Annotated in this window: 23 protein-coding genes; 11 read left to right on the top strand and 12 right to left on the bottom strand. The window is 69.0% G+C overall.

Features of this window, described 5'->3' with window-relative positions; all coding sequences use genetic code 11:
* The first annotated feature begins 28 nt into the window (after window positions 1-28).
* The 5 genes from H6900_06100 (at window position 29) to carB (ending at window position 7,366) form a co-directional block, all read left to right on the top strand.
* Window positions 29-814 (top strand): prepilin peptidase, encoded by a 786-nt coding sequence (locus tag H6900_06100; GenBank protein MCC0072846.1) that lies wholly within the window; start codon window positions 29-31, stop codon window positions 812-814.
* Between the two features lie 49 nt (window positions 815-863).
* Window positions 864-1,673, top strand: coding sequence for an N-formylglutamate amidohydrolase (locus tag H6900_06095; protein MCC0072845.1), 810 nt, complete (start codon window positions 864-866; stop codon window positions 1,671-1,673).
* Between the two features lie 186 nt (window positions 1,674-1,859).
* Window positions 1,860-3,218, top strand: coding sequence for a glutamine synthetase (locus tag H6900_06090; protein MCC0072844.1), 1,359 nt, complete (start codon window positions 1,860-1,862; stop codon window positions 3,216-3,218).
* Between the two features lie 97 nt (window positions 3,219-3,315).
* A complete protein-coding gene (locus tag H6900_06085) occupies window positions 3,316-3,900 on the top strand; it encodes a hypothetical protein (protein ID MCC0072843.1) in 585 nt (194 codons plus the stop codon).
* Window positions 3,901-4,036: 136 nt separating this feature from the next.
* Window positions 4,037-7,366, top strand: a complete 3,330-nt coding sequence (carB, locus tag H6900_06080) for a carbamoyl-phosphate synthase large subunit (GenBank protein ID MCC0072842.1) — start codon at window positions 4,037-4,039, stop codon at window positions 7,364-7,366.
* A gap of 218 nt (window positions 7,367-7,584) precedes the next feature.
* On the opposite strand, the gene H6900_06075 is transcribed toward carB, so the two are convergent.
* From H6900_06075 to H6900_06035, 9 genes are read right to left on the bottom strand one after another with little or no spacing between them, the layout of a single operon-like run.
* Entirely contained in the window at window positions 7,585-8,094 is a 510-nt protein-coding gene (locus tag H6900_06075) for a flagellar basal body-associated FliL family protein (GenBank protein ID MCC0072841.1), read from the bottom strand.
* A gap of 11 nt (window positions 8,095-8,105) precedes the next feature.
* Window positions 8,106-8,822, bottom strand: a complete 717-nt coding sequence (locus tag H6900_06070; protein ID MCC0072840.1) for a flagellar basal body L-ring protein FlgH — start codon at window positions 8,820-8,822, stop codon at window positions 8,106-8,108.
* Window positions 8,823-8,833: 11 nt separating this feature from the next.
* Entirely contained in the window at window positions 8,834-9,247 is a 414-nt protein-coding gene (gene flgA / locus H6900_06065) for a flagellar basal body P-ring formation protein FlgA (protein MCC0072839.1), read from the bottom strand.
* Entirely contained in the window at window positions 9,247-10,032 is a 786-nt protein-coding gene (gene flgG, locus H6900_06060; protein ID MCC0072838.1) for a flagellar basal-body rod protein FlgG, read from the bottom strand. Before flgG ends, flgA begins: the two co-directional genes overlap by 1 nt.
* Before the next feature lie 9 nt (window positions 10,033-10,041).
* The gene (locus tag H6900_06055) at window positions 10,042-10,758 is read right to left on the bottom strand and encodes a flagellar hook-basal body complex protein (protein MCC0072837.1); all 717 of its coding nucleotides are present in this window, start codon (window positions 10,756-10,758) and stop codon (window positions 10,042-10,044) included.
* Between the two features lie 3 nt (window positions 10,759-10,761).
* The gene (locus H6900_06050; GenBank protein MCC0072836.1) at window positions 10,762-11,028 is read right to left on the bottom strand and encodes a flagellar biosynthetic protein FliQ; all 267 of its coding nucleotides are present in this window, start codon (window positions 11,026-11,028) and stop codon (window positions 10,762-10,764) included.
* Window positions 11,028-11,321: a flagellar hook-basal body complex protein FliE gene (fliE, locus tag H6900_06045; GenBank protein MCC0072835.1), complete on the bottom strand. Its 294-nt coding sequence runs from the start codon at window positions 11,319-11,321 to the stop codon at window positions 11,028-11,030. Before fliE ends, H6900_06050 begins: the two co-directional genes overlap by 1 nt.
* A 12-nt stretch (window positions 11,322-11,333) precedes the next feature.
* Window positions 11,334-11,735 carry a flagellar basal body rod protein FlgC gene (gene flgC, locus H6900_06040; GenBank protein ID MCC0072834.1) on the bottom strand — a complete coding sequence of 134 codons (402 nt, stop codon included), beginning with the start codon at window positions 11,733-11,735 and terminating at the stop codon, window positions 11,334-11,336.
* Between the two features lie 12 nt (window positions 11,736-11,747).
* Window positions 11,748-12,095: a flagellar biosynthesis protein FlgB gene (locus tag H6900_06035; protein ID MCC0072833.1), complete on the bottom strand. Its 348-nt coding sequence runs from the start codon at window positions 12,093-12,095 to the stop codon at window positions 11,748-11,750.
* Window positions 12,096-12,196: 101 nt separating this feature from the next.
* Between H6900_06035 and H6900_06030 the strand changes: the two genes are divergently transcribed.
* Window positions 12,197-13,507: a FliI/YscN family ATPase gene (locus H6900_06030; protein MCC0072832.1), complete on the top strand. Its 1,311-nt coding sequence runs from the start codon at window positions 12,197-12,199 to the stop codon at window positions 13,505-13,507.
* Between the two features lie 13 nt (window positions 13,508-13,520).
* Here the strand turns inward: H6900_06030 and H6900_06025 are convergent, their stop codons facing one another.
* Together H6900_06025 and H6900_06020 are read right to left on the bottom strand one after the other, a co-directional pair.
* Complete coding sequence (locus tag H6900_06025) at window positions 13,521-13,742, bottom strand: DUF1150 family protein (protein MCC0072831.1); 222 nt, start codon at window positions 13,740-13,742, stop codon at window positions 13,521-13,523.
* Window positions 13,743-13,754: 12 nt separating this feature from the next.
* On the bottom strand, window positions 13,755-14,168 hold the full coding sequence (locus H6900_06020) for an Hsp20 family protein (GenBank protein MCC0072830.1): 414 nt from the start codon (window positions 14,166-14,168) through the stop codon (window positions 13,755-13,757).
* A 167-nt stretch (window positions 14,169-14,335) separates the two neighbouring features.
* Between H6900_06020 and H6900_06015 the strand changes: the two genes are divergently transcribed.
* Both H6900_06015 and H6900_06010 read left to right on the top strand, forming a co-directional pair.
* Window positions 14,336-14,554 carry a DUF465 domain-containing protein gene (locus H6900_06015; GenBank protein ID MCC0072829.1) on the top strand — a complete coding sequence of 73 codons (219 nt, stop codon included), beginning with the start codon at window positions 14,336-14,338 and terminating at the stop codon, window positions 14,552-14,554.
* 41 nt (window positions 14,555-14,595) lie between these two features.
* Window positions 14,596-15,135, top strand: a complete 540-nt coding sequence (locus H6900_06010; protein ID MCC0072828.1) for a hypothetical protein — start codon at window positions 14,596-14,598, stop codon at window positions 15,133-15,135.
* A 28-nt stretch (window positions 15,136-15,163) separates the two neighbouring features.
* Here H6900_06010 and H6900_06005 read toward each other — a convergent pair whose 3' ends face one another.
* Window positions 15,164-16,258, bottom strand: coding sequence for a class I SAM-dependent RNA methyltransferase (locus H6900_06005; GenBank protein ID MCC0072827.1), 1,095 nt, complete (start codon window positions 16,256-16,258; stop codon window positions 15,164-15,166).
* A 108-nt stretch (window positions 16,259-16,366) separates the two neighbouring features.
* Between H6900_06005 and purE the strand changes: the two genes are divergently transcribed.
* The 3 genes from purE (at window position 16,367) to H6900_05990 (ending at window position 18,446) form a co-directional block, all read left to right on the top strand.
* Complete coding sequence (gene purE / locus H6900_06000) at window positions 16,367-16,846, top strand: 5-(carboxyamino)imidazole ribonucleotide mutase (protein MCC0072826.1); 480 nt, start codon at window positions 16,367-16,369, stop codon at window positions 16,844-16,846.
* The gene (locus H6900_05995) at window positions 16,839-17,909 is read left to right on the top strand and encodes a 5-(carboxyamino)imidazole ribonucleotide synthase (protein ID MCC0072825.1); all 1,071 of its coding nucleotides are present in this window, start codon (window positions 16,839-16,841) and stop codon (window positions 17,907-17,909) included. The genes purE and H6900_05995 overlap by 8 nt, the downstream gene beginning before the upstream one ends.
* A 96-nt stretch (window positions 17,910-18,005) precedes the next feature.
* Window positions 18,006-18,446, top strand: a complete 441-nt coding sequence (locus H6900_05990) for a MarR family transcriptional regulator (protein ID MCC0072824.1) — start codon at window positions 18,006-18,008, stop codon at window positions 18,444-18,446.
* Window positions 18,447-18,449: the final 3 nt, after the last annotated feature.

The following is an 18,449-nucleotide window of genomic DNA, read 5'->3' as shown; positions in this document are numbered from 1 at the left end:
CCGCACAACCTCGGGCCGGGGGGCGCGGGTGCTGAGCCTGGTGGTGCTGATGACGCTGGCGGGCGCGGCGGCGGGATCTTTCGCCGCGCTGGCCGCTGAACGGTTGCTGCGCGGCGAGGCGGTGCTGTGGGACCGCTCGCGCTGCCGGTCGTGCGGCACCGTGCTGGGCGCGCGCGACCTGGTCCCGCTGATCGGCTATCCGCTGTTGCGCGGCCGCTGCCGGCACTGCGGCGCGCGCATCCCGCCGGCGCTGTGGCAGGCGGAACTGGTCGGCGCGGCGATGGGGGCCGCGGCGGGCCTGATGGCCCCCGACCCGCTGCGCGCGCTGCTGCTGGCAGGCTGGTGCTGGGCGCTGCTGGCGCTGGCGGTGGCCGATCTCAGGCGCTTTCGTCTGCCGGACGCGCTGCTGCTGGTGGCCGCGGCGCTGGCCCTGGCCCTGGCCCTGGCGGGCGACGGCAGCGGCTGGCCGGCCTGGCCCGAACGTCTGGGCTGGGCCCTGGCCGGCGCCGCCTGCGGGGGCGGGGCCTTCTGGCTGGTGCGCAGACTCTATCGCTGGCGCACGGGACGCGACGGCATGGGGATGGGCGACGTTCTGCTGGCGGGCGTTCTGGGCCTGGGCCTGGGCCCCGAGCGACTGCCGATGACGGTGCTGCTGGCAGCCCTGAGCGCGCTGGCGCTGGCCGGCCTGCGCGCCTGGCGCCGGTCGCGCCCCCTGCACCGGCTGGGCCGTGTGCCGTTTGGCGCCTCGCTGGCGCTCGCGGCCGTGCTGATGGCGCTTTTTGGGGAATTTGTGCAATTTGGAACAATGCCTTAACGGGTATTGGTGCTTGACAGGCCTGCAACCGGCGCTCACCCTTCCGGCCATGGATACCGCACGCCTCGCCGCCGACCGATTTCCCGCCCATGTCGAAGCCTGGGGGGCGGACGGCGGTGCCGGGCGCGACGACCGCCCGGCCGGACTGGTCCTGATCTGCGAGCATGGTTCGAACGCGCTTGCGATCGACCGGCCCGACCTGGGCGGCGATCTGGGTATCGACGCGGCCACGCGGGTTTCGCACGCGGCCTGGGATATCGGCGCGCTGGGGCTGGCGCGCGGGTTGGCACGGCGTCTGGCCCCCGCGACGCAGGGCGCCGTGCTGGTGCATGCGCCGCTCTCGCGCCTGGTGTATGACCTGAACCGCGCGCCCGATCATCCGGGCGCGATGCCCGCCCGCTCGGAGGTCTACGACATTCCCGGCAACCGCGACCTGACAGCGGCACAGCGCCTGGCACGGACCCAGGCGGTCTGCCTGCCCTTTCACGCCACGCTGCACGCCGAGATCGCGCAACTGGTCGCGCTGGGCCGCCGGCCCGCGCTGATCGCGGTGCATTCGTTCACGCCGGTCTATTTCGGCGCGCGTCGCAGCGTCGAATTCGGCGTGATTCCCGACGAGGACCCGCGCCTGAGCCTGGCGGTGATGGACGCCGCGCGGGGCTGCGGGTTGGACACGCGGCTGAACGAACCCTACGCGGCGGCGGGCGAGGTCACCCACACCATTCGCCTGCACGCCGTGCCGATGCGGCTGGCCAACACGATGATCGAGGTGCGCAACGACCTGATCGCGACCCCGGCCGCGCAGGAGGCGATGGCGGATCGGCTGGCGCCGGTTCTGGCGCGCGCCCTCGCCGGATGACGGGTTGACGGGGCCGGGTTGACGGGGCCGGGTTGACGGGGCCGGGTTGACGGGGCCGGGTTGACGGGGCCGGCGGGGGGCTGCCGCCCCCCGCACCCCCTGCCCCAAGGGGGTGGTCCACCCCCTTGGGAAACCCCCTGGGCACCCCCGGGGGAAAGTTCGGGCACAAAGGAAAGGGCGCGGTCGATGTTGACACTCGAGGGATTGCAGGCGGCCTTTGACACGGGCGCGATCGACACCGTCGTGGTCGCTGCCGTGGACATGCAGGGCCGATTGATGGGCAAACGGTTCCACGCAGCCCATTTCCTGGACCATGGCTGGCAGGAAACCCATTGCTGCGACTATCTGCTCACCGTGGACATGGAGATGACCCCGGTGCCAGGCTATGCCGCCGCCGGTTGGGACAAGGGGTATGGCGACTATCTGGTGAAACCCGATCTGGCCACGCTGCGCCCGCTGCCCTGGCTGCCCGGCACGGCGCTGGTGCTGGCCGATCTCATGGACCCCGCCACGCACGCCGACATCGCGCAATCCCCCCGCGCAATCCTGAAGCGTCAGATCGCGCGGGCGAGGGCGCTGGGGTTCCAGCCGATGATGGCGACCGAGCTTGAATTCTTCGTGTTCGAGACCCCGTATGCCGCGCTGCGCGACCGGGGCCCCACCGGGCTGGTGCCGATCTCGGGCTACAACGAGGATTACCACATCTTCCAGACGACCAAGGAAGAGCCGCTGATGCGCGCGCTGCGAAACGGGCTCTATGGGGCGGGGATCCCGGTCGAGAACACCAAGGGCGAGGCCGAGGCCGGCCAGGCCGAGATCAACATCCGCTATGCCGAGGCCCTGACCTGCGCCGATCACCATGCGATCACCAAGACCGCCGCCAAGGAAATCGCCCATGCGCAGGGCCAATCGGTAACTTTCATGGCGAAATATGCGACCGACCGGGCAGGGTCTTCGGCGCATGTCCATCAATCGCTGTGGACGCTGGACGGGCGGCCCGCGTTTCGCGACCCCGACGCGCCGCTGGGCATGTCCGGCGTGATGCGGCATTTTCTGGCCGGGCAACTGGCCCATGCAGCGGACATCACCCTGTTCCTGGCGCCCTATGTCAACAGCTACAAACGGTTCTGCCCCGGGCTCTTTGCGCCGACAAAGGCGGTGTGGTCGGTGGACAACCGCACCGCAGGGTTCCGGGTCTGCGGGGCCGGAACCGGCGCGGTGCGGGTGGAATGCCGGATCGGAGGCGCGGACCTGAACCCCTATACCGCCTTGGCCGCCCTGCTGGCGGCGGGGCTGGACGGGATCGAGCGGCGCCTGCCGCTGGGCCCCGCGCAGACCGGCGACGCCTATGCCGCGCAAGGCGTCCCCGAGATTCCCGCCACCCTGCGCGAGGCGGCCGGAATTGCCGACGCGTCGGACTGGTTGCGCGGCGCGCTGGGCGATGACGTGGTCGATCACTACGTCCACGCGGCGCGCTGGGAAATCGCCGAAGCCGACCGCGCCGTCACCGATTGGGATCTCAAGCGCGGGCTGGAGCGGGCCTGAACCGGCCGACCCGGCCCGTGCGGCTGGGTTCTGGGGGCATTTCCTGCTATGCTGGGGCCCTTGGAGCCCCGTCCGGGCACAACCGAGGATGGAGATCATGACCCGTTTCCCGCTGCTGCTGCTGGGGCTTTTTGCCCTTGCCCTCGGCTCGCCGGCGCGCGCCGACATCACCCGCGGTTGCCGCGCCTCGATCATGGTGATGGGGCCCGAGATCACCGCGAACCTCCAGCGATTGATCGAAATGGACGCCAGCGGCACCTGTCGCCGCACGCAACCGAACCAGTGCCGTCTGCGCGCGCACCAGACCCTCAGGGCCTGCATCGGCGCGCTGTGGGTGGGGCGCGGCAACCACGCAATCCCCGCCGCTTGCCAGACCGGCATGGGCGGGAGCGGGCGCATGAACTGGACCCGCTGGGTCGGAATCTCGCCGAATCTGCCGCATGGCCCGAACAGCCTGGTGGACCGCATCCGCCGCGAGGCCTGCTGCCCGACCCGCCGCTTCGACGTGGTCCACGTGCGGGTGCGCTACGGCATCACCGGCGATGACGGGTGCAGCGGCAGCGCCGGCGGGCGATACGAAACCGTCGATCAGGACGATCTGGACACCCGCTACCGCATCGACTGCGGCCGCCAGCAAGCCCTCGGCATCTGCGGGTCGGTTCCTCGGCGCACCAACCCTTGACCGGACCCCGGCGCGGGACACATCCCCGAATGTTGTTTCGGGGGTTGCGCCGGTTGGGGCGCGGGCTATAACCCGGCTCAATTTGCGCGCTGCCCACAAAAGGGACCGGCGCGCCCACGCACGCACGGGGTCCGACATGCCGAAGAGAACCGATATCTCGTCCATCATGATCATCGGCGCGGGGCCCATCGTCATCGGTCAGGCGTGCGAGTTCGACTACTCGGGCGCCCAGGCCTGCAAGGCGCTGCGCGAGGAAGGCTATCGGGTCATCCTGGTCAACTCGAACCCGGCCACGATCATGACCGACCCGCAACTTGCGGATGCCACCTATATCGAGCCGATCACCCCCGAAGTCGTCGCCAAGATCATCGAAAAGGAACGCCCCGACGCGCTGTTGCCGACGATGGGCGGGCAGACCGGCCTGAACACCGCGCTGGCCCTGGCGGACCTGGGCGTGCTGGACAAGTTCGGCGTGCAACTGATCGGCGCGAACCGCGAGGCCATCGAAATGGCCGAGGACCGCAAGCTGTTCCGCGAGGCGATGGACCGAATCGGGCTGGAAAACCCCAAGGCGACCATCGTGGCGGCGCCCAAGCTGCCGAACGGAAGATACGATGTTTCGGCGGGCGTGCGTCAGGCGATGGTGGACCTCGACCATATCGGCCTGCCGGCGATCATCCGCCCTGCCTTTACCCTGGGCGGCACGGGCGGCGGCGTGGCGTACAACCGCGACGATTACGAAGCCATCGTGCGCTCGGGCCTCGATGCCTCGCCGGTGGCGCAGGTGCTGATCGACGAAAGCCTGCTGGGATGGAAAGAATACGAGATGGAGGTCGTCCGCGACAAGGCGGACAACGCGATCATCGTCTGTTCCATCGAAAACGTCGATCCGATGGGCGTGCACACGGGCGATTCGATCACCGTCGCCCCGGCGCTGACGCTGACGGACAAGGAATACCAGATCATGCGCAACGGCTCGATCGCCGTGCTGCGCGAGATCGGCGTGGAAACCGGCGGGTCGAACGTGCAATGGGCGATCAACCCGAAAGACGGCCGCATGGTCGTGATCGAGATGAACCCCCGCGTGTCGCGATCCTCGGCGCTGGCGTCCAAGGCCACCGGCTTCCCCATCGCCAAGATCGCGGCGAAACTGGCGGTGGGCTACACGCTGGACGAGCTGGACAACGACATCACCAAGGTGACGCCGGCCAGCTTCGAACCGACCATCGACTATGTCGTGACCAAGATCCCGCGCTTTGCGTTCGAGAAATTCCCCGGTTCGAAACCCGACCTGACCACGGCGATGAAATCCGTGGGCGAGGCGATGGCCATCGGCCGCACAATCCACGAATCGCTGCAAAAGGCGCTGGCCTCGCTGGAGACCGGGCTGGCGGGCTTTGACGAGATCGCAATCCCCGGCGCGCCGGACCGGGCCGCCATCTCGGCCGCACTGTCCAAGGCCACGCCCGACCGGCTGCGGGTGATCGCCCAGGCCATGCGGCACGGGTTCACCGATGACGAGATCCTGGCAATCACCGCCTTCGACCCCTGGTTCCTGGCCCGTATCCGCGAAATCGTCGAGACCGAGGACACGGTGCGCGCCAACGGCCTGCCCACCGACACCGACGGCATCCGCGCGTTGAAAATGATGGGCTTCACCGACGCCCGGCTGGCCGCGTTGTCCGGCAAGTCGGAGACCGAGGTGCGCCGCGCGCGCCTGGCCGCGAACGTGACCGCCGTGTTCAAGCGCATCGACACCTGCGCCGCCGAATTCGAAGCCCAGACGCCCTATATGTATTCGACCTATGAAATGCCCGCGATGGGCGAGGTCGAATGCGAGGCGCGCCCATCGACCCGCAAGAAGGTGGTGATCCTGGGCGGCGGTCCGAACCGGATCGGTCAGGGGATCGAGTTCGACTATTGCTGCTGTCACGCCTGCTATGCGCTGACCGACGCCGGCTATGAGACGATCATGGTCAACTGCAACCCTGAAACGGTTTCGACAGACTACGACACCTCGGACCGGCTGTATTTCGAGCCGCTCACGCTGGAGCATGTGCTGGAAATCCTGCGCGTCGAACAGTCGAACGGCACGCTGCACGGGGTGATCGTGCAATTCGGCGGCCAGACCCCGCTGAAGCTGGCCAACGCGCTGCACGACGAGGGGATCCCGATCCTCGGCACCTCGCCCGATGCCATCGACCTGGCCGAGGACCGCGAGCGGTTCCAGAAGCTGCTGAACGACCTGGGTCTGAAACAGCCGATCAACGGCATCGCCTCGTCCGACGAACAGGCGATCGCCATAGCCGAGCGCATCGGCTTCCCGCTGGTCATCCGCCCCAGCTATGTGCTGGGCGGCCGGGCGATGGAAATCGTGCGCGACATGGATCAGTTGAAACGCTATATCACCACCGCCGTGGATGTTTCGGGCAAGAACCCGGTGCTGCTGGACAGCTATCTGTCCGGCGCGATCGAGGTCGATGTGGACGCGCTGTCGGATGGCAAGACCGTGCATGTCGCCGGCATCATGGAACACATCGAGGAAGCGGGCGTCCATTCGGGCGATTCGGCCTGCTGCCTGCCGCCGCATTCGCTGGGTGCGGACCTGGTGGACGAAATGAAGCGGCAGGCCGAACAGATGGCGCGGGCGCTGGGTGTCATCGGCCTCATGAACGTGCAATTCGCGATCAAGGACGGCGTGATCTATGTGCTCGAGGTGAACCCGCGCGCCTCGCGCACGGTGCCCTTCGTCGCCAAGGCGACCGACAGCGCCATCGCCTCGATCGCCGCGCGGCTGATGGCTGGCGAACCGATGTCGGCCTTCCCGCTGCGCGCGCCCTACCCCGCCGGCGTGGGCCCCGACAGCCCGATGCCGCTGGCCGACCCGAACACGCTGGCCGATCCGATCACCCCCTGGTTCAGCGTCAAGGAAGCGGTGCTGCCCTTTGCACGCTTCCCGGGCGTGGACACGTTGCTGGGGCCGGAAATGCGCTCGACCGGCGAGGTGATGGGCTGGGACCGCACCTTTGCGCTGGCCTTTCTGAAGGCGCAGATGGGTGCCGGCACGCATCTGCCCGAGGACGGGCGGGTGTTCGTCTCGGTGCGTGACGCCGACAAGACGGTGGCCCTGGCGGGTGCGATGCGCGATCTCGCCGGGCTGGGATTCGAGATCGTCGCAACCGGCGGCACCGCGAAATGGCTGGACGCCGAGGGCATCGCGACGACCCTGGTCGCCAAGGTCTACGAAGGCCGGCCGAACATCGTGGACCGGTTGAAGAACGACGATATCGCGCTGGTTTTCAACACCACCGAAGGCGCGCAGGCGGTCGAGGACAGCCGCGACATCCGGCGTGTCGCGCTGATGGACAAGATCCCCTATTTCACCACCGCCGCCGGCGCCATCGCCGCCACCGCAGCGATGCTGGCCCGGCGCGAGGGCTACGGGGTGCGGACCCTTCAGGGCTGACGCCGCGCGGGGCGAGGGTCGGCACGGCGAGGATCGGCAAAGCGCGGATCGGCCGCCGCGTCCGTCACCAGAAAGGGGCCGTTCGCGGCCCTTTTCCAAGGGGCTGAACGGGGCTGAACGCCCGCTTGCGTCCGGCGCCGGTCCGTTTCCGTGCAGGGCGTCTGTCGCGCTCGGGTCGCCTATGTGCCGGTCCGGGGCGCCGCCCCGGGGCCCGTGGGTCAACTCTCCTGTCTGAGCAATTCGGTGATGAGCACGTCGTGCACCGCGGGGCCGATCTCGCGCCGGGCGGCCTCGATCAGGGTGCGGCGCAGCGCCAGCAACGCCTCGCCCGAGGTGAAGAGGCCGTTGAAGCCGCCGATGTTCGCGTGATCGAACAGCAGTTGCAAGAACACCGCCCTCAGCCGCGGTTCGTCCCGTGACAGGTTGAAATCATGCCCCGGGGCCAGGTCCAGCGCCAGGCCGATCACCACCATCGAGGTCACGCGCCCGTCCACGATCACCGGCACCACGAACTGGTTGGGCAGGCGGACGGTCTCGGTGTCGGCGGGCGCGGGCTGATAGACAGGCGCGTCATGCCCGGTGCTCTCGGCCTGGGCGGCGTGTCCTTCGGTCTCGCCGTGGGCGGCGGCCGCGGGGGTGTGATCCGTCGCGGGTCTCAGGACCCATCCGACACCCCCCCCGGCGCCGAGACCGACCAGAAGCAACAGGATGGGCAGGAGCTTTTTCATCGGCTTTCCCCTCAGAACGGCAGGATGATGTCGGCGATCTGTTGGCCATAGGCGGGTTGCTGCATCTGCGAGATCTGGCCGCGCCCGCCATAGCTGATGCGCGCGCCGGCGATCCGGTCATAGGCGATCTCGTTGCGCCGCGAGATGTCTTCGGGGCGGATGTAGCCCGTGACGATCAACTCGCGCAGTTCGTTGTTCACCCGCACCTCCTGGCTGCCCTCGATCCTGAGCACACCGTTGGGCAGGCGCTCGATGATCGTTGTGGCGACACGCAGGGTCAGCTGTTCGTTCCGGCTGACGCTGCCCTGGCCCTGAAAGTTGGTGGCGGAATCGACCGATACCGCGTTCGCCATGCTGGCGCCGGTCGGTAGCTGCGCGTCGATCGCCTGGGGAATGCCCAGGAACTGGGGCACGCCCATGCTTTGCGACCCGCTGCGCCCGCGCTGGCTGGAGTTCGAAATCTGCGCGGAATCGTTGATCTCGATCACCACGGTCAGGATGTCGCCCGGCTGGCTGGCGCGCCTGTCGCCGAACAGCGACCGCTGGCTGGCCGTCCACAACGAAGCCGTGTCCACGGCGCGCGCGCGCTCGGTCACCTCGGGCAGCGGGACGTTGTAAAGCGCGTGGTGTTCGAGCTGCGGGTCCAGCGGCGAGAACGCGGGCGGGCGCCCGACCTCGGCAAGGTCCGAACAGGCGGCGAGCGGAAGGATCAGAAGCAGGCGGCGCATGGATTGCCCTTTCATGGCACGCTCACCAGCCCGGGACCGGTCACCGTGCCGGACACCGTGCTGCGCGAGCCCAGGTTCATGATGCGGATCGCGTCGCCCTCGGCCCCGCGGCCCAGCGCACGGCCATCCGCGCGGATATCCAGGCCCCCGCGCCGGAAGATCAGCGTGACCAGCTGGTTGCGTTCCACCACGGCCGGCGGACCCAGGCTGGCCAGCGGGATCGGCCGGCCGGCGTAGAGCGTGACGCGGGCCTCGAGACCGATCGCTTCGTCGGGGGTGGTGGCGGCGCCCGGTGGGGCGGAATCGCTGGCGATCACCACATCGGCCGGTTCGACCAACGTGCCGGCGCGCAACGTGCGGCCCGCCAGCAGCACATCAGCCTGCGCCGGGGCGGCGAGGACCAGCAGAAGGATCAGGACGCGCATCACCGCACCTGCGTGGTGGCCGCCAGCATCTGGTCGGCGGCGGTGATGACCTTGGCGTTCAGTTCATAGCCGCGCTGGGCCTTGATCATTTCGGTCAGTTCGCGCACCGGATCGACCGAGCTTTCCTCGAGATAGCCCTGGCGCAGCGTGCCCAGACCGTCCTGTCCGGGCACCGAGGCCAGCGCCGGGCCCGAGGCCTCGGTCTCGACGAACAGGTTGGATCCCAGCGCCTCGAGGCCGCGTTCGTTGGTGAAGCCGGCCAGCGTCAGTTGCCCCAGCCGTTCCGGCGTGACGCGGTCGGCGAAATAGGCCCAGACCTCGCCTTGCGCGTTGATCGATATCTGCGTCGCATCGACGGGAATCGTCAGGCCGGGCGCGACTTCGTAGCCATCCGAGGTGACGATCAGCCCCTCGCCGTTGCGTTTCAGCCCGCCGTCCCGGGTATAGGCCGCGCGACCGTCCGGCAACGTCACCTCCAGCCAGCCGCGCCCCTCGATCGCGACATCGAGATCGCCGCCGGTCGCCGTGACGACGCCTTGCTGCACCATCATCGCGACCGAGGCCGGGCGCGCGCCCAGCCCCAGTTGCACGCCGGTGGGCACGATGGTGCCATCGGCGGCGCTGATCGTGCCGGCGCGGGTGTGCTGCTGATAGTGCAGATCGGCGAATTCGGCGCGGCGGGCGTTGTAGCCGGTGGTGGACATGTTGGCGAGGTTGTTCGCCACGGTATCGACCCGCATCTGCTGGGCGCTCATGCCGGTGGCGGCAATCTGAAGGGCACGCATGGGGTTCTCCTATCGGCCGAGGGTTGAGACCACGTTGCGGATGCGCTCATCCTCGCGGTCCAGGAATTTCTGCCCGGCCTCATAGGCGCGCTGGACCTCGATCATGCGCGCCATCTCGGTGATCGGGTTGACATTCGAATCCTCCAGAAAGCCCTGGAGGATGACGGGCTCGGCCACGGGCCGGGTCTCGCCGTTGATCTCGTGCAGGACGCCGGTCGAGCGGCGCAGTTCGGACGGATCGTCCGGCACCACAAGGCCCAGTTGGGCAAGCGGCTGCCCGCCAGCCGAGATCGTGCCATCGCGCGACACCGCGACCGGGCCCGCATCGGCCGGCACGAAGACCGGCGCGCCCCCCGAATCGAGCAACCGCAGGCCGTCCACCGTCACAAGTTCGCCGGCGGCATTCGGGGTGAAGTGCCCGGCGCGCGTATAGGCCTGGCCCTGCGGGGTCTCGATGGTGAAGAAACCCTCGCCCTCGATCGCCAGATCCAGCGCGCCGCCGGTCATCGTCAGCCCGCCCTGCGTCAGATAGGTCTGATGCGCGTTGGCGGCGGCCATCGACAGCGTGTCCTCCTGCCGATCCAGGCGCCGGACGTATTCCGAGAACACGATCCCTTCGCGCCGGAAACCCGAGGTCGAGATGTTGGCGATATTGTTGGCGATCGCCTGCAATTCGCGCAGGAGACCGGATTGCCGGGTGATCTGCGTGTAGCCCGCGTTGTCCATGCGTCAGCCTCCGATCATGGCGGGGATCACCTGCCGCTGGAAGAAATCGACCAACAGCGCGGTCATCGCGCTCATCGAGATCCAGAAGACCGCCAACATCGCCAGGATCTTGGGCACAAAGGTGAGGGTCATCTCCTGCACCGAGGTCAGGGCCTGGAACAGGCCGACGACCACGCCCGCCACCAGCGCAACGCCCAGCAGCGGGGCCGACATGACCACCGCGGTCCACAGGCCCTGGCGCAGGATGTCGAAAAACGCGGCCTCGGTCATCACACCGGCATCCTGAGGATTTCGAGATAGGCCTCGACCACCTTGTCGCGCACCGCGACGGCGGTTTCGACGGCCATCTGGGCCTCGGACAGCGAGGCGACCAGGGCATGGGGATCGGCGTTGCCCGCCATTGCCTGCTGCGCGGTCGTGTCGGCGCGGTCGAGAACCTGCGCAAAGCTTTGCGCGGCCTGGCTCAGGCTGGCGCCGGGGCCGCCGGCGACGTCGGGTTCGGGGGATGTGAGGGGTCGGGCCGCGCCGTAGGAACGGGCGGCAAGCGATGCGGCGATGTCCATTCTGGTCTCTCCTTATCTGCGCAGAAGTCCGATCAGGCTTTGCGACATCTGTCGCGCCTGATCGAACATCCTGAGGTTCGCCTCGTAGGAACGCTGCGCTTCGCGCGCGTCTGCGATTTCGACCATCACATCGACATTCGAACCGAGGTAATGGCCGGTCTCGTCGGCAAGAATGTTGCCGGGGTCGTAGATCTGCGTCAGGTCGGTGCGGTCCAGGCTCACGCGGCCCGCGCGCACGCCGGTGGCCTCGCCCATGCCGTCGCCGGGCAATGACAGGGGCTCGAAGGCGATGGTCTTGCGGCGGTAGCCGGGGGTGTCGGCGTTGGCGATGTTTTCGGACACATGCCTGAGACGCATGGCCTGCGCCTGCATCCCCGAGGCCGACAGCGCCAGTGTGCGGTCCATGGTGCTCATTGCGGGATCTCCTTATCGGCCGATCACGGCGCGCATCAGGTCGCGCGTCATGGAATAGATGCCCAGCGCGGTTTCGTGCTGCTGCCGGGCCTCGACCCCGCGCATCATCTCGAACTCCAGCGACACGGTGTTGCCATCGGGCGCCATCGTGACCGGCGTGGCATCGGCGCGGATCATCGCCTGCGTATCCGGATCGCCGCGCTGCACGGCCTGCCAATAGTCGGAAAAGGGCACGGCGTCGCGCGCCCTGTAACCGGGCGTATCGGCGTTCGCCACGTTCTGCGCGATCGCCTGCTGGCGGGTCGCGGCATGGGTCGCATAGGCTTGCGCCATGCGCAGTATGTCCAGGCTCTGAAACATGGGGCTTCTCCCTCGGCTGGCCTACACGAAGCTTTAAGGGTGATTCGTTTAGAAACCGTAATCGAGCGTCACCAGAACGCCCGTTGCGCCAGGAGGGCCCCATGACCGTGTTTGAAACCCTGATGGCCGAACTGGCCGAGGTCCGCCCGGTCCGCCATTTCGGCCAGGTCACAACCCTGCACGCCGCCACGCTGATGACGCAGGGCCTGTCCAAGCGCGCGCGCCTGGGGGACCGGGTGATGATCGCGGACCCGCACGGCCGCGCGATCGGGGGCGAGATCCTGGCGCTGAACCGCGACGGGGCCGAGGTCTTGCCCGAATCGCCGGTCGAGGGGTTGGCCATCGGCGACCGGGTCGAACACCTGGGCCGCAACACCATCGCGCCCGACATCAGCTGGATCGGCCGGGTCATCGACCCCTATGGCACGCCACTGGACGGCCGCCCGCTGGCACAGGGCGCGCGCCCCCGCGCGTTGCGGATGCCCCCACCCTCGCCCACGCGGCGCAAGCGGCTGGGCGGGCGGTTGTCCACCGGTCTGGATGCGTTCAACACCGTTCTGCCGATCGTGCGCGGCCAACGCATCGGCCTGTTCGCGGGCTCGGGCGTGGGCAAGACGATGCTGCTGGGCCAGCTTGCCCGCGGGATCGAGGCCGACGTCGTGGTTCTGGCGCTGGTCGGCGAGCGGGGGCGCGAATTGCGCGATTTCACCGAAAGCGTGCTGGGCCCCGAGGGGCTGGCGCGGTCGGTGGTGGTCAGCGCGACCTCGGACGAATCGCCGCTGGCGCGCCGGCGCGCCGCCTACAGCGCCATGGCCGTGGCCGAGCATTTCCGCGATCTCGGCCAGCATGTGCTGCTGCTGTGCGACTCGGTCACCCGTTTTGCCGAGGCCCACCGCGAGATCGCGCTGGCGGCGGGCGAGGCGCCGTCGCTGCGCGGGTTCCCGCCCTCGACCGCGCATCAGATCATGGCCCTGGCCGAACGCGCGGGCCCCGGCGAGGCCGACCAGGGCGACATCACGGCGGTGTTTACGGTGCTGGTCGCGGGCTCGGACATGGACGAACCCGTCGCCGACATCCTGCGCGGCGTGCTGGACGGCCATGTGGTCCTGGACCGGACCATCGCGGAACGCGGCCGGTTCCCCGCGATCGACCTGATGCGTTCGGTCTCGCGGTCGCTGCCGGGCGCTGCGACGCCGACAGAGAACGCCCAGATCGCCGAGGTCCGGCGCCTCGTCGGGGCCTGGGAGCGCGCGGAAATGATGGTCCAGGCAGGGCTTTATGCGCAGGGCTCGGACCCATTGACGGACCGCGCGATCAAGCTGTGGCCCAGGCTGGACGCCTATCTGGGCGGCCAGGGCGCGGCGTCGCCGGGCGACAGTTTCGCCCGGCTGCGCAAGGTGCTGGACGGCTAGGCCCGCCCGCCTTTCAGTGCGCGCTGACCGGGGTCAGGTCGTTTTCGCGCGCGACGAAAAAGGCGGTGCGCCGGTCCTGGGTCAGGGCGATGCACTCGCCTGCCTCGTCATGGACGCCCCAGACCTGCGTGTCCTCGGGGATCTGGTTGCGGATCTCGTCCGGCAGGGTCTGGGGGTCGATCCGGCGCACATAGGCGATCTTGCCCTCGGGCAAACCGGGATACGGGGTTTTCATCGTCGCCTCCTGTCAGCCACGGTTGATGGGAATTGTGCGCACGACCGTCTCCGGTTCGCGCCGCTCCAGCATGATTTCCAGCAGGCCGTTGTCCAGCCGGGCGCCGGTCACCTCGACCCCTTCGGCCAGGGCAAAGACCCGGCGAAACTGCCGCGTGGCGATGCCGCGATGCAGGAAAACGCGGTCCGGCGTCGGATCGGCCTGCTGGCCGCGCACCACCAACTGGCGATCTTCAAGGGTGATGGCGATGTCCTCGGCAGCAAAGCCGGCCACGGCCAGGGTCACGACATAGAGGTTCGGTTCGCGCAGCTCGATGTTGAAGGGGGGATACCCCTCGGCACCCGCGCGGGCCGTGCGTTCGACCAGCCGTTCGAGGGGCTCGAACCCCAGCAGCAGCGGGTGCGAAGGAAAGGCGAATTTGGTCATGGTCCGGTCCTGCATCAGCGACACACACGCCGGCCCCCGCACAGGCGGCAAACCGGCTTGACCCTGAATATGGGGGCCGCCACCAGCCCCTGCAAGGGGCCCGAAGGCTTTGCCTGCGCAGGGAAAACCCGCTACACTGGTGAAAAATCAGAACCGAGTCGCCGCCGATGAACGCACCGATGGAGCTGAACCACGAAGAGGTCCTTCGCGTGAAGCTGGAGGTTTTGCGGCGCGAGCATCGTGACCTCGACGAGGCGATCGCGGCGATGCACCAACGCGGCACCGGCGACGAACTGGCGATGAAACGCCTGAAGAAGCGCAAGCTGGCGCTGAAAGACACCATTTCGCGGATCGAAGACGAATTGACCCCAGATATCATTGCGTGATGCGGCCCGCGCCAGCATCGTGCCTTCACAAGGAGTTTGCGATGTCCCGACTGGTTCCCGCCGTTCTCGTCGCAGGGTCCCTTGTTGCCGCCGCAGAATCCGCGCAGGCGCAGGAGGGCATGGCCTGGACCTATGCGCGGTCGGTCGCGGCGAATCCGCTGGACACGATCCTGAACCTGGCCTTTGGCGTGCCCGAGACAGACGACATGCGCGCCTTCATCACCTGTTCGATCGGCGCGAACTGGATCTACGGCGACGTCAATCTTGGCGCGCCCGTCGATGGCCTGCCGGACGATGCGCAGGTGTCGGTCAGCCTGCACGCGAACGGCTATGACAGCGCCATCGACGGCAGGGTGCAGCGTATGGAAGAAGGCATCTGGGGCGTCAATTTCGCGGTCGGCCTGGACGATCCGTTCTGGTTGGCGTTGATGGCGGGCGGCGATCTGCGCTATTCGGTGAACGGCCGGGGCGCGGTGGTGCTGCCGCTGGCCGGCGCCTCGGAGCCGGCGCATGCCTTTCTGGGCGATTGCCTGTCGATCGGCGCGCTGACACCGGACGCACCGCAGGCGCCGGCCAAGTAGCGCCAGCGCCCGCCCGAATCGGGCCCCCTCAGACGGTGCCCTGCCACAGCGTCACGCGGGTGCCGCCCATGTCGATGGTGGGCCCCGCCGCCGATAGCGCCAGACCGGTCGCCTTGACCAGCCCGGCATCTGGCGCGATCAGCCCGACGCGCCACCCCTTGAACCCGTCAGCCAGGCGCTGGCCCAGAGCACCATAGAGGGCGAACAGCAACTTGCGCTCGCCGATGCGCGCGCCCCAGGGCGGGTTGGCCAGAACGATGCCCGGCGCGACCCCGTCAGGCGCGGTCAGCTCGCTGACCGGCGCGCGATCGAACCGGCACCATTCGGCGACCCCCGCCTGTTCGGCGTTGGCCCGGGCCCCGGCGACCGCACCCTGGTCGCGGTCCGCGCCAAAAAAGCGCAGCGCGGGCGGGACCGAAGGCGTGACCCGCATCGCGGCAAAGGCGGCCGGATCGAACCCCGCCAGCCGCTCGAACGCGAACGCCCGCCCGCGCCCCGGTTGCAGCCCGGCGGCGATCTCGGCGGCCTCGATCACCAGCGTGCCCGAACCGCACATGGGATCGACCACGGCCTGCGTGCCGTCAAAGCCCATCTGCCGCAAGATCAGGGCGGCCAGCGTCTCGCGCAGGGGCGCCTTGCCGGTAAAGGTCTTGAACCCGCGCTTGTGCAGCGACTCGCCCGACGTATCGACCGAGATTGTGCACAGGTCGTCCTCGATTCTCAGCTTGATGCCGATCCCGCCGGGGCCCAGCGGCGCACCGATCCCCTCGGTGATGGCGCGTTCGACACGCTGCGCGGCGGCCTTGTCGTGGTAGATCTTGGACTTGCGGCAGGTCGCCTCGACCCGCACGGGCACATCGGGGCGCAGGATCGCCGCCCAGTCCACCTTGCGCGCGCGCTTGTCCAGTTGCGCCAGGTGCATCGCGCGGAACTCGGCCACCCGCGCCAGCACGCGCACGGCGCCGCGCAGCACCAGATTGGCGCGCCAGACCTCGGGCCAGCCGCCCGCGACCTCGACCCCGCCGATACCGGGGGTCACGTCGTGAAACCCGGCGGCGCGGGCCTCGTCGGCAAGGGCGGGTTCCAGACCCGGGGCGGTGACAAGATACATGCGGTCGCTCATGCCCCCCGCATATCCGCAAACGCCCCAGGCCGCGAGTGCCTTTGCATCCGGCCCGCAAAGTGCTAGGGCGCGCGCAGGCAAACGCCCGAATAACGCCGGAGAGACGCGATGACCGTGGACGTGGGAATCATCATGGGCAGCCAGTCCGACTGGCCGACGATGCGCGACGCGGCCGCGATCCTCGACGAGCTGGGGATCGGATACGAGGCTCGGATCGTCAGCGCCCACCGCACGCCCGACCGGCTGTGGCAGTATGGCAAGACCGCCGTCGCGCGCGGGCTGAAGGTCATCATCGCCGGCGCCGGTGGCGCGGCCCATCTGCCAGGCATGATGGCGTCGAAAACCCGCGTGCCGGTGATCGGTGTGCCGATCCAGACGCGGGCGCTGTCGGGCGTGGACAGTCTCTATTCCATCGTGCAGATGCCAAAGGGCTATCCGGTGGCGACCATGGCGATCGGCGGCGGCGCGAATGCCGGGCTGATGGCCGCGCAGATCCTGGCCATGAGCGACCCGGCGCTGGCGGCGCGGGTCGATGCCTGGCGCGAGGCGCTGAGCGCCTCGATCCCCGAGGAACCCCGCGATGAGTGACCCCCTGCAACCCGGCGCGTGCATCGGCATTCTCGGCGGCGGCCAGTTGGGGCGGATGCTGTCCGTCGCCGCCGCGCGTCTGGGCCTGCGCAGCCACATCTACGACCCGGGCGCGAACCCGCCCGCGGGCCATGTCGCCGAGCGGGTGACGACCGCACCCTGGGATGACGAGGGGGCGCTCAGGGCCTTTGCGGCCTCGGTCGATGTCATCACCTACGAATTCGAGAACATCCCCACCGCCACGCTGGACCTGCTGGAAAGCCTGCGCCCGGTGCGCCCGAACCGGCGCGCGCTGGCGGTATCGCAGGACCGGCTGACGGAAAAGGATTTCCTCACGGGGCTGGGCCTGACGACCGCACCCTACCGCGACATCCCCGACGCCGCCGCGCTGGACGCCGCGCTGGCCGCGATCGGTGCGCCGGCGATCTTGAAAACCCGCCGCCTGGGCTATGACGGCAAGGGGCAGGTGCGCATCGTGGACCCGGCCGAAGCCCCCGCCGCAATGGCCGAACTGGGCGGCGCCGAGGCGATCCTGGAGGGGTTCGTGACCTTCACCCACGAGGTCAGCGTGATCGCCGCGCGCGGCCCAGGCGGCGAAGTCGCCTGTTTCGATCCCGGCGAGAACGTGCATCGCGACGGGATCCTGCGGACCACCACGGTGCCCGCGCGCCTGACCAACGCGCAGCGCGTGGACGCCGTGCTGCTGGCCAGCCGCGTCCTGACCGCCCTCGATTATGTCGGGGTGATGGGGGTGGAGTTGTTCGTCACCGCGCAGGGGCTGGTGGTGAACGAAATCGCGCCCCGGGTCCACAACTCGGGCCACTGGACGCAGGCGGGCTGCGCCATCGACCAGTTCGAACAGCACGTCCGCGCCGTCGCCGGCTGGCCGCTGGGCAATGGCGAACGCTATGCCGATGTGGTGATGGAAAACCTGATCGGCGACGATGTGGACCGCGTGCCCGATCTGGCCAGGACGGCCGACGTGCAGATCCACCTCTACGGCAAGGGCGCGCCCCGGCCGGGCCGCAAGATGGGCCATATCAACCGTATCCTGCGCGGCTAGAACCCCGGGGCCGGCCCCAGGGAGCCTCGGCGCCGCAATTTGATTGACATTGGTAATCATTTTCGCCACTCTCCCGCTTCAGGGTCGGGGGTCCGCGTGTCCGGGTATCGTCTGCACAATCGTCTGGGGTTCCGCGTCTCGCGTCTGGCGCGGCTGATGCAGGCCCGGCACGAGGCCGCGCTGCCCAAGGGGTTGACCCGCCTGGGCGCTACGGTGCTGGCGGGGGTCGGCGACGAAGGCGTCGCCACGCCGTCCGACCTGGCGGCCTATGTCGGCATCACTCGGCCGGCCATGTCGCGCCTGCTCAAGGGGCTGGAAGCCAAGGGGCTGATCGCCCGCGCCCCCGGCGGCACCGACGGACGGCAGACCGCGGTTGCGCTGACCGCGCCCGGACAGGCGATCCTGGCGCAGGTGCGCGCGGCCTCGGACGCGTTGCAGGCGCATTTCGCGGCCAAGCTTTCGGACGACGACCTGACATGCCTGACCCAGGCCCTGGCCCGCCTGGCCGAGGGCGAGCCCGACCCCACCGACTTCTGATCC

It is taken from the genome of Rhodobacter sp. (assembly GCA_020637515.1).
In the GTDB taxonomy this organism is placed as follows: Bacteria; Pseudomonadota; Alphaproteobacteria; order Rhodobacterales; family Rhodobacteraceae; genus Pararhodobacter.
Note: the sequence above shows the minus strand (reverse complement) of the source record. Positions and strands in the feature narration are given on the sequence as shown.

Excerpts from the sequence above, each read along its gene's own strand:
- H6900_06010 (MCC0072828.1), top strand. The coding sequence starts at position 14,596 with ATGTCCCGACTGGTTCCCGCCGTTCTCGTCGCAGGGTCCCTTGTTGCC.
- H6900_06015 (MCC0072829.1), top strand. The coding sequence starts at position 14,336 with ATGAACGCACCGATGGAGCTGAACCACGAAGAGGTCCTTCGCGTGAAG.
- H6900_06070 (MCC0072840.1), bottom strand. The coding sequence starts at position 8,822 with ATGCGCCGCCTGCTTCTGATCCTTCCGCTCGCCGCCTGTTCGGACCTT.
- H6900_06050 (MCC0072836.1), bottom strand. The coding sequence starts at position 11,028 with ATGACCGAGGCCGCGTTTTTCGACATCCTGCGCCAGGGCCTGTGGACC.
- H6900_06020 (MCC0072830.1), bottom strand. The coding sequence starts at position 14,168 with ATGACCAAATTCGCCTTTCCTTCGCACCCGCTGCTGCTGGGGTTCGAG.
- purE (MCC0072826.1), top strand. The coding sequence starts at position 16,367 with ATGACCGTGGACGTGGGAATCATCATGGGCAGCCAGTCCGACTGGCCG.
- H6900_06055 (MCC0072837.1), bottom strand. The coding sequence starts at position 10,758 with ATGGACAACGCGGGCTACACGCAGATCACCCGGCAATCCGGTCTCCTG.
- flgC (MCC0072834.1), bottom strand. The coding sequence starts at position 11,735 with ATGAGCACCATGGACCGCACACTGGCGCTGTCGGCCTCGGGGATGCAG.
- flgA (MCC0072839.1), bottom strand. The coding sequence starts at position 9,247 with ATGCGCGTCCTGATCCTTCTGCTGGTCCTCGCCGCCCCGGCGCAGGCT.
- H6900_05995 (MCC0072825.1), top strand. The coding sequence starts at position 16,839 with ATGAGTGACCCCCTGCAACCCGGCGCGTGCATCGGCATTCTCGGCGGC.
- H6900_06075 (MCC0072841.1), bottom strand. The coding sequence starts at position 8,094 with ATGAAAAAGCTCCTGCCCATCCTGTTGCTTCTGGTCGGTCTCGGCGCC.
- H6900_06035 (MCC0072833.1), bottom strand. The coding sequence starts at position 12,095 with ATGTTTCAGAGCCTGGACATACTGCGCATGGCGCAAGCCTATGCGACC.
- H6900_06085 (MCC0072843.1), top strand. The coding sequence starts at position 3,316 with ATGACCCGTTTCCCGCTGCTGCTGCTGGGGCTTTTTGCCCTTGCCCTC.
- fliE (MCC0072835.1), bottom strand. The coding sequence starts at position 11,321 with ATGGACATCGCCGCATCGCTTGCCGCCCGTTCCTACGGCGCGGCCCGA.
- carB (MCC0072842.1), top strand. The coding sequence starts at position 4,037 with ATGCCGAAGAGAACCGATATCTCGTCCATCATGATCATCGGCGCGGGG.
- flgG (MCC0072838.1), bottom strand. The coding sequence starts at position 10,032 with ATGCGTGCCCTTCAGATTGCCGCCACCGGCATGAGCGCCCAGCAGATG.
- H6900_06095 (MCC0072845.1), top strand. The coding sequence starts at position 864 with ATGGATACCGCACGCCTCGCCGCCGACCGATTTCCCGCCCATGTCGAA.
- H6900_06005 (MCC0072827.1), bottom strand. The coding sequence starts at position 16,258 with ATGAGCGACCGCATGTATCTTGTCACCGCCCCGGGTCTGGAACCCGCC.
- H6900_06025 (MCC0072831.1), bottom strand. The coding sequence starts at position 13,742 with ATGAAAACCCCGTATCCCGGTTTGCCCGAGGGCAAGATCGCCTATGTG.
- H6900_06090 (MCC0072844.1), top strand. The coding sequence starts at position 1,860 with ATGTTGACACTCGAGGGATTGCAGGCGGCCTTTGACACGGGCGCGATC.
- H6900_06030 (MCC0072832.1), top strand. The coding sequence starts at position 12,197 with ATGACCGTGTTTGAAACCCTGATGGCCGAACTGGCCGAGGTCCGCCCG.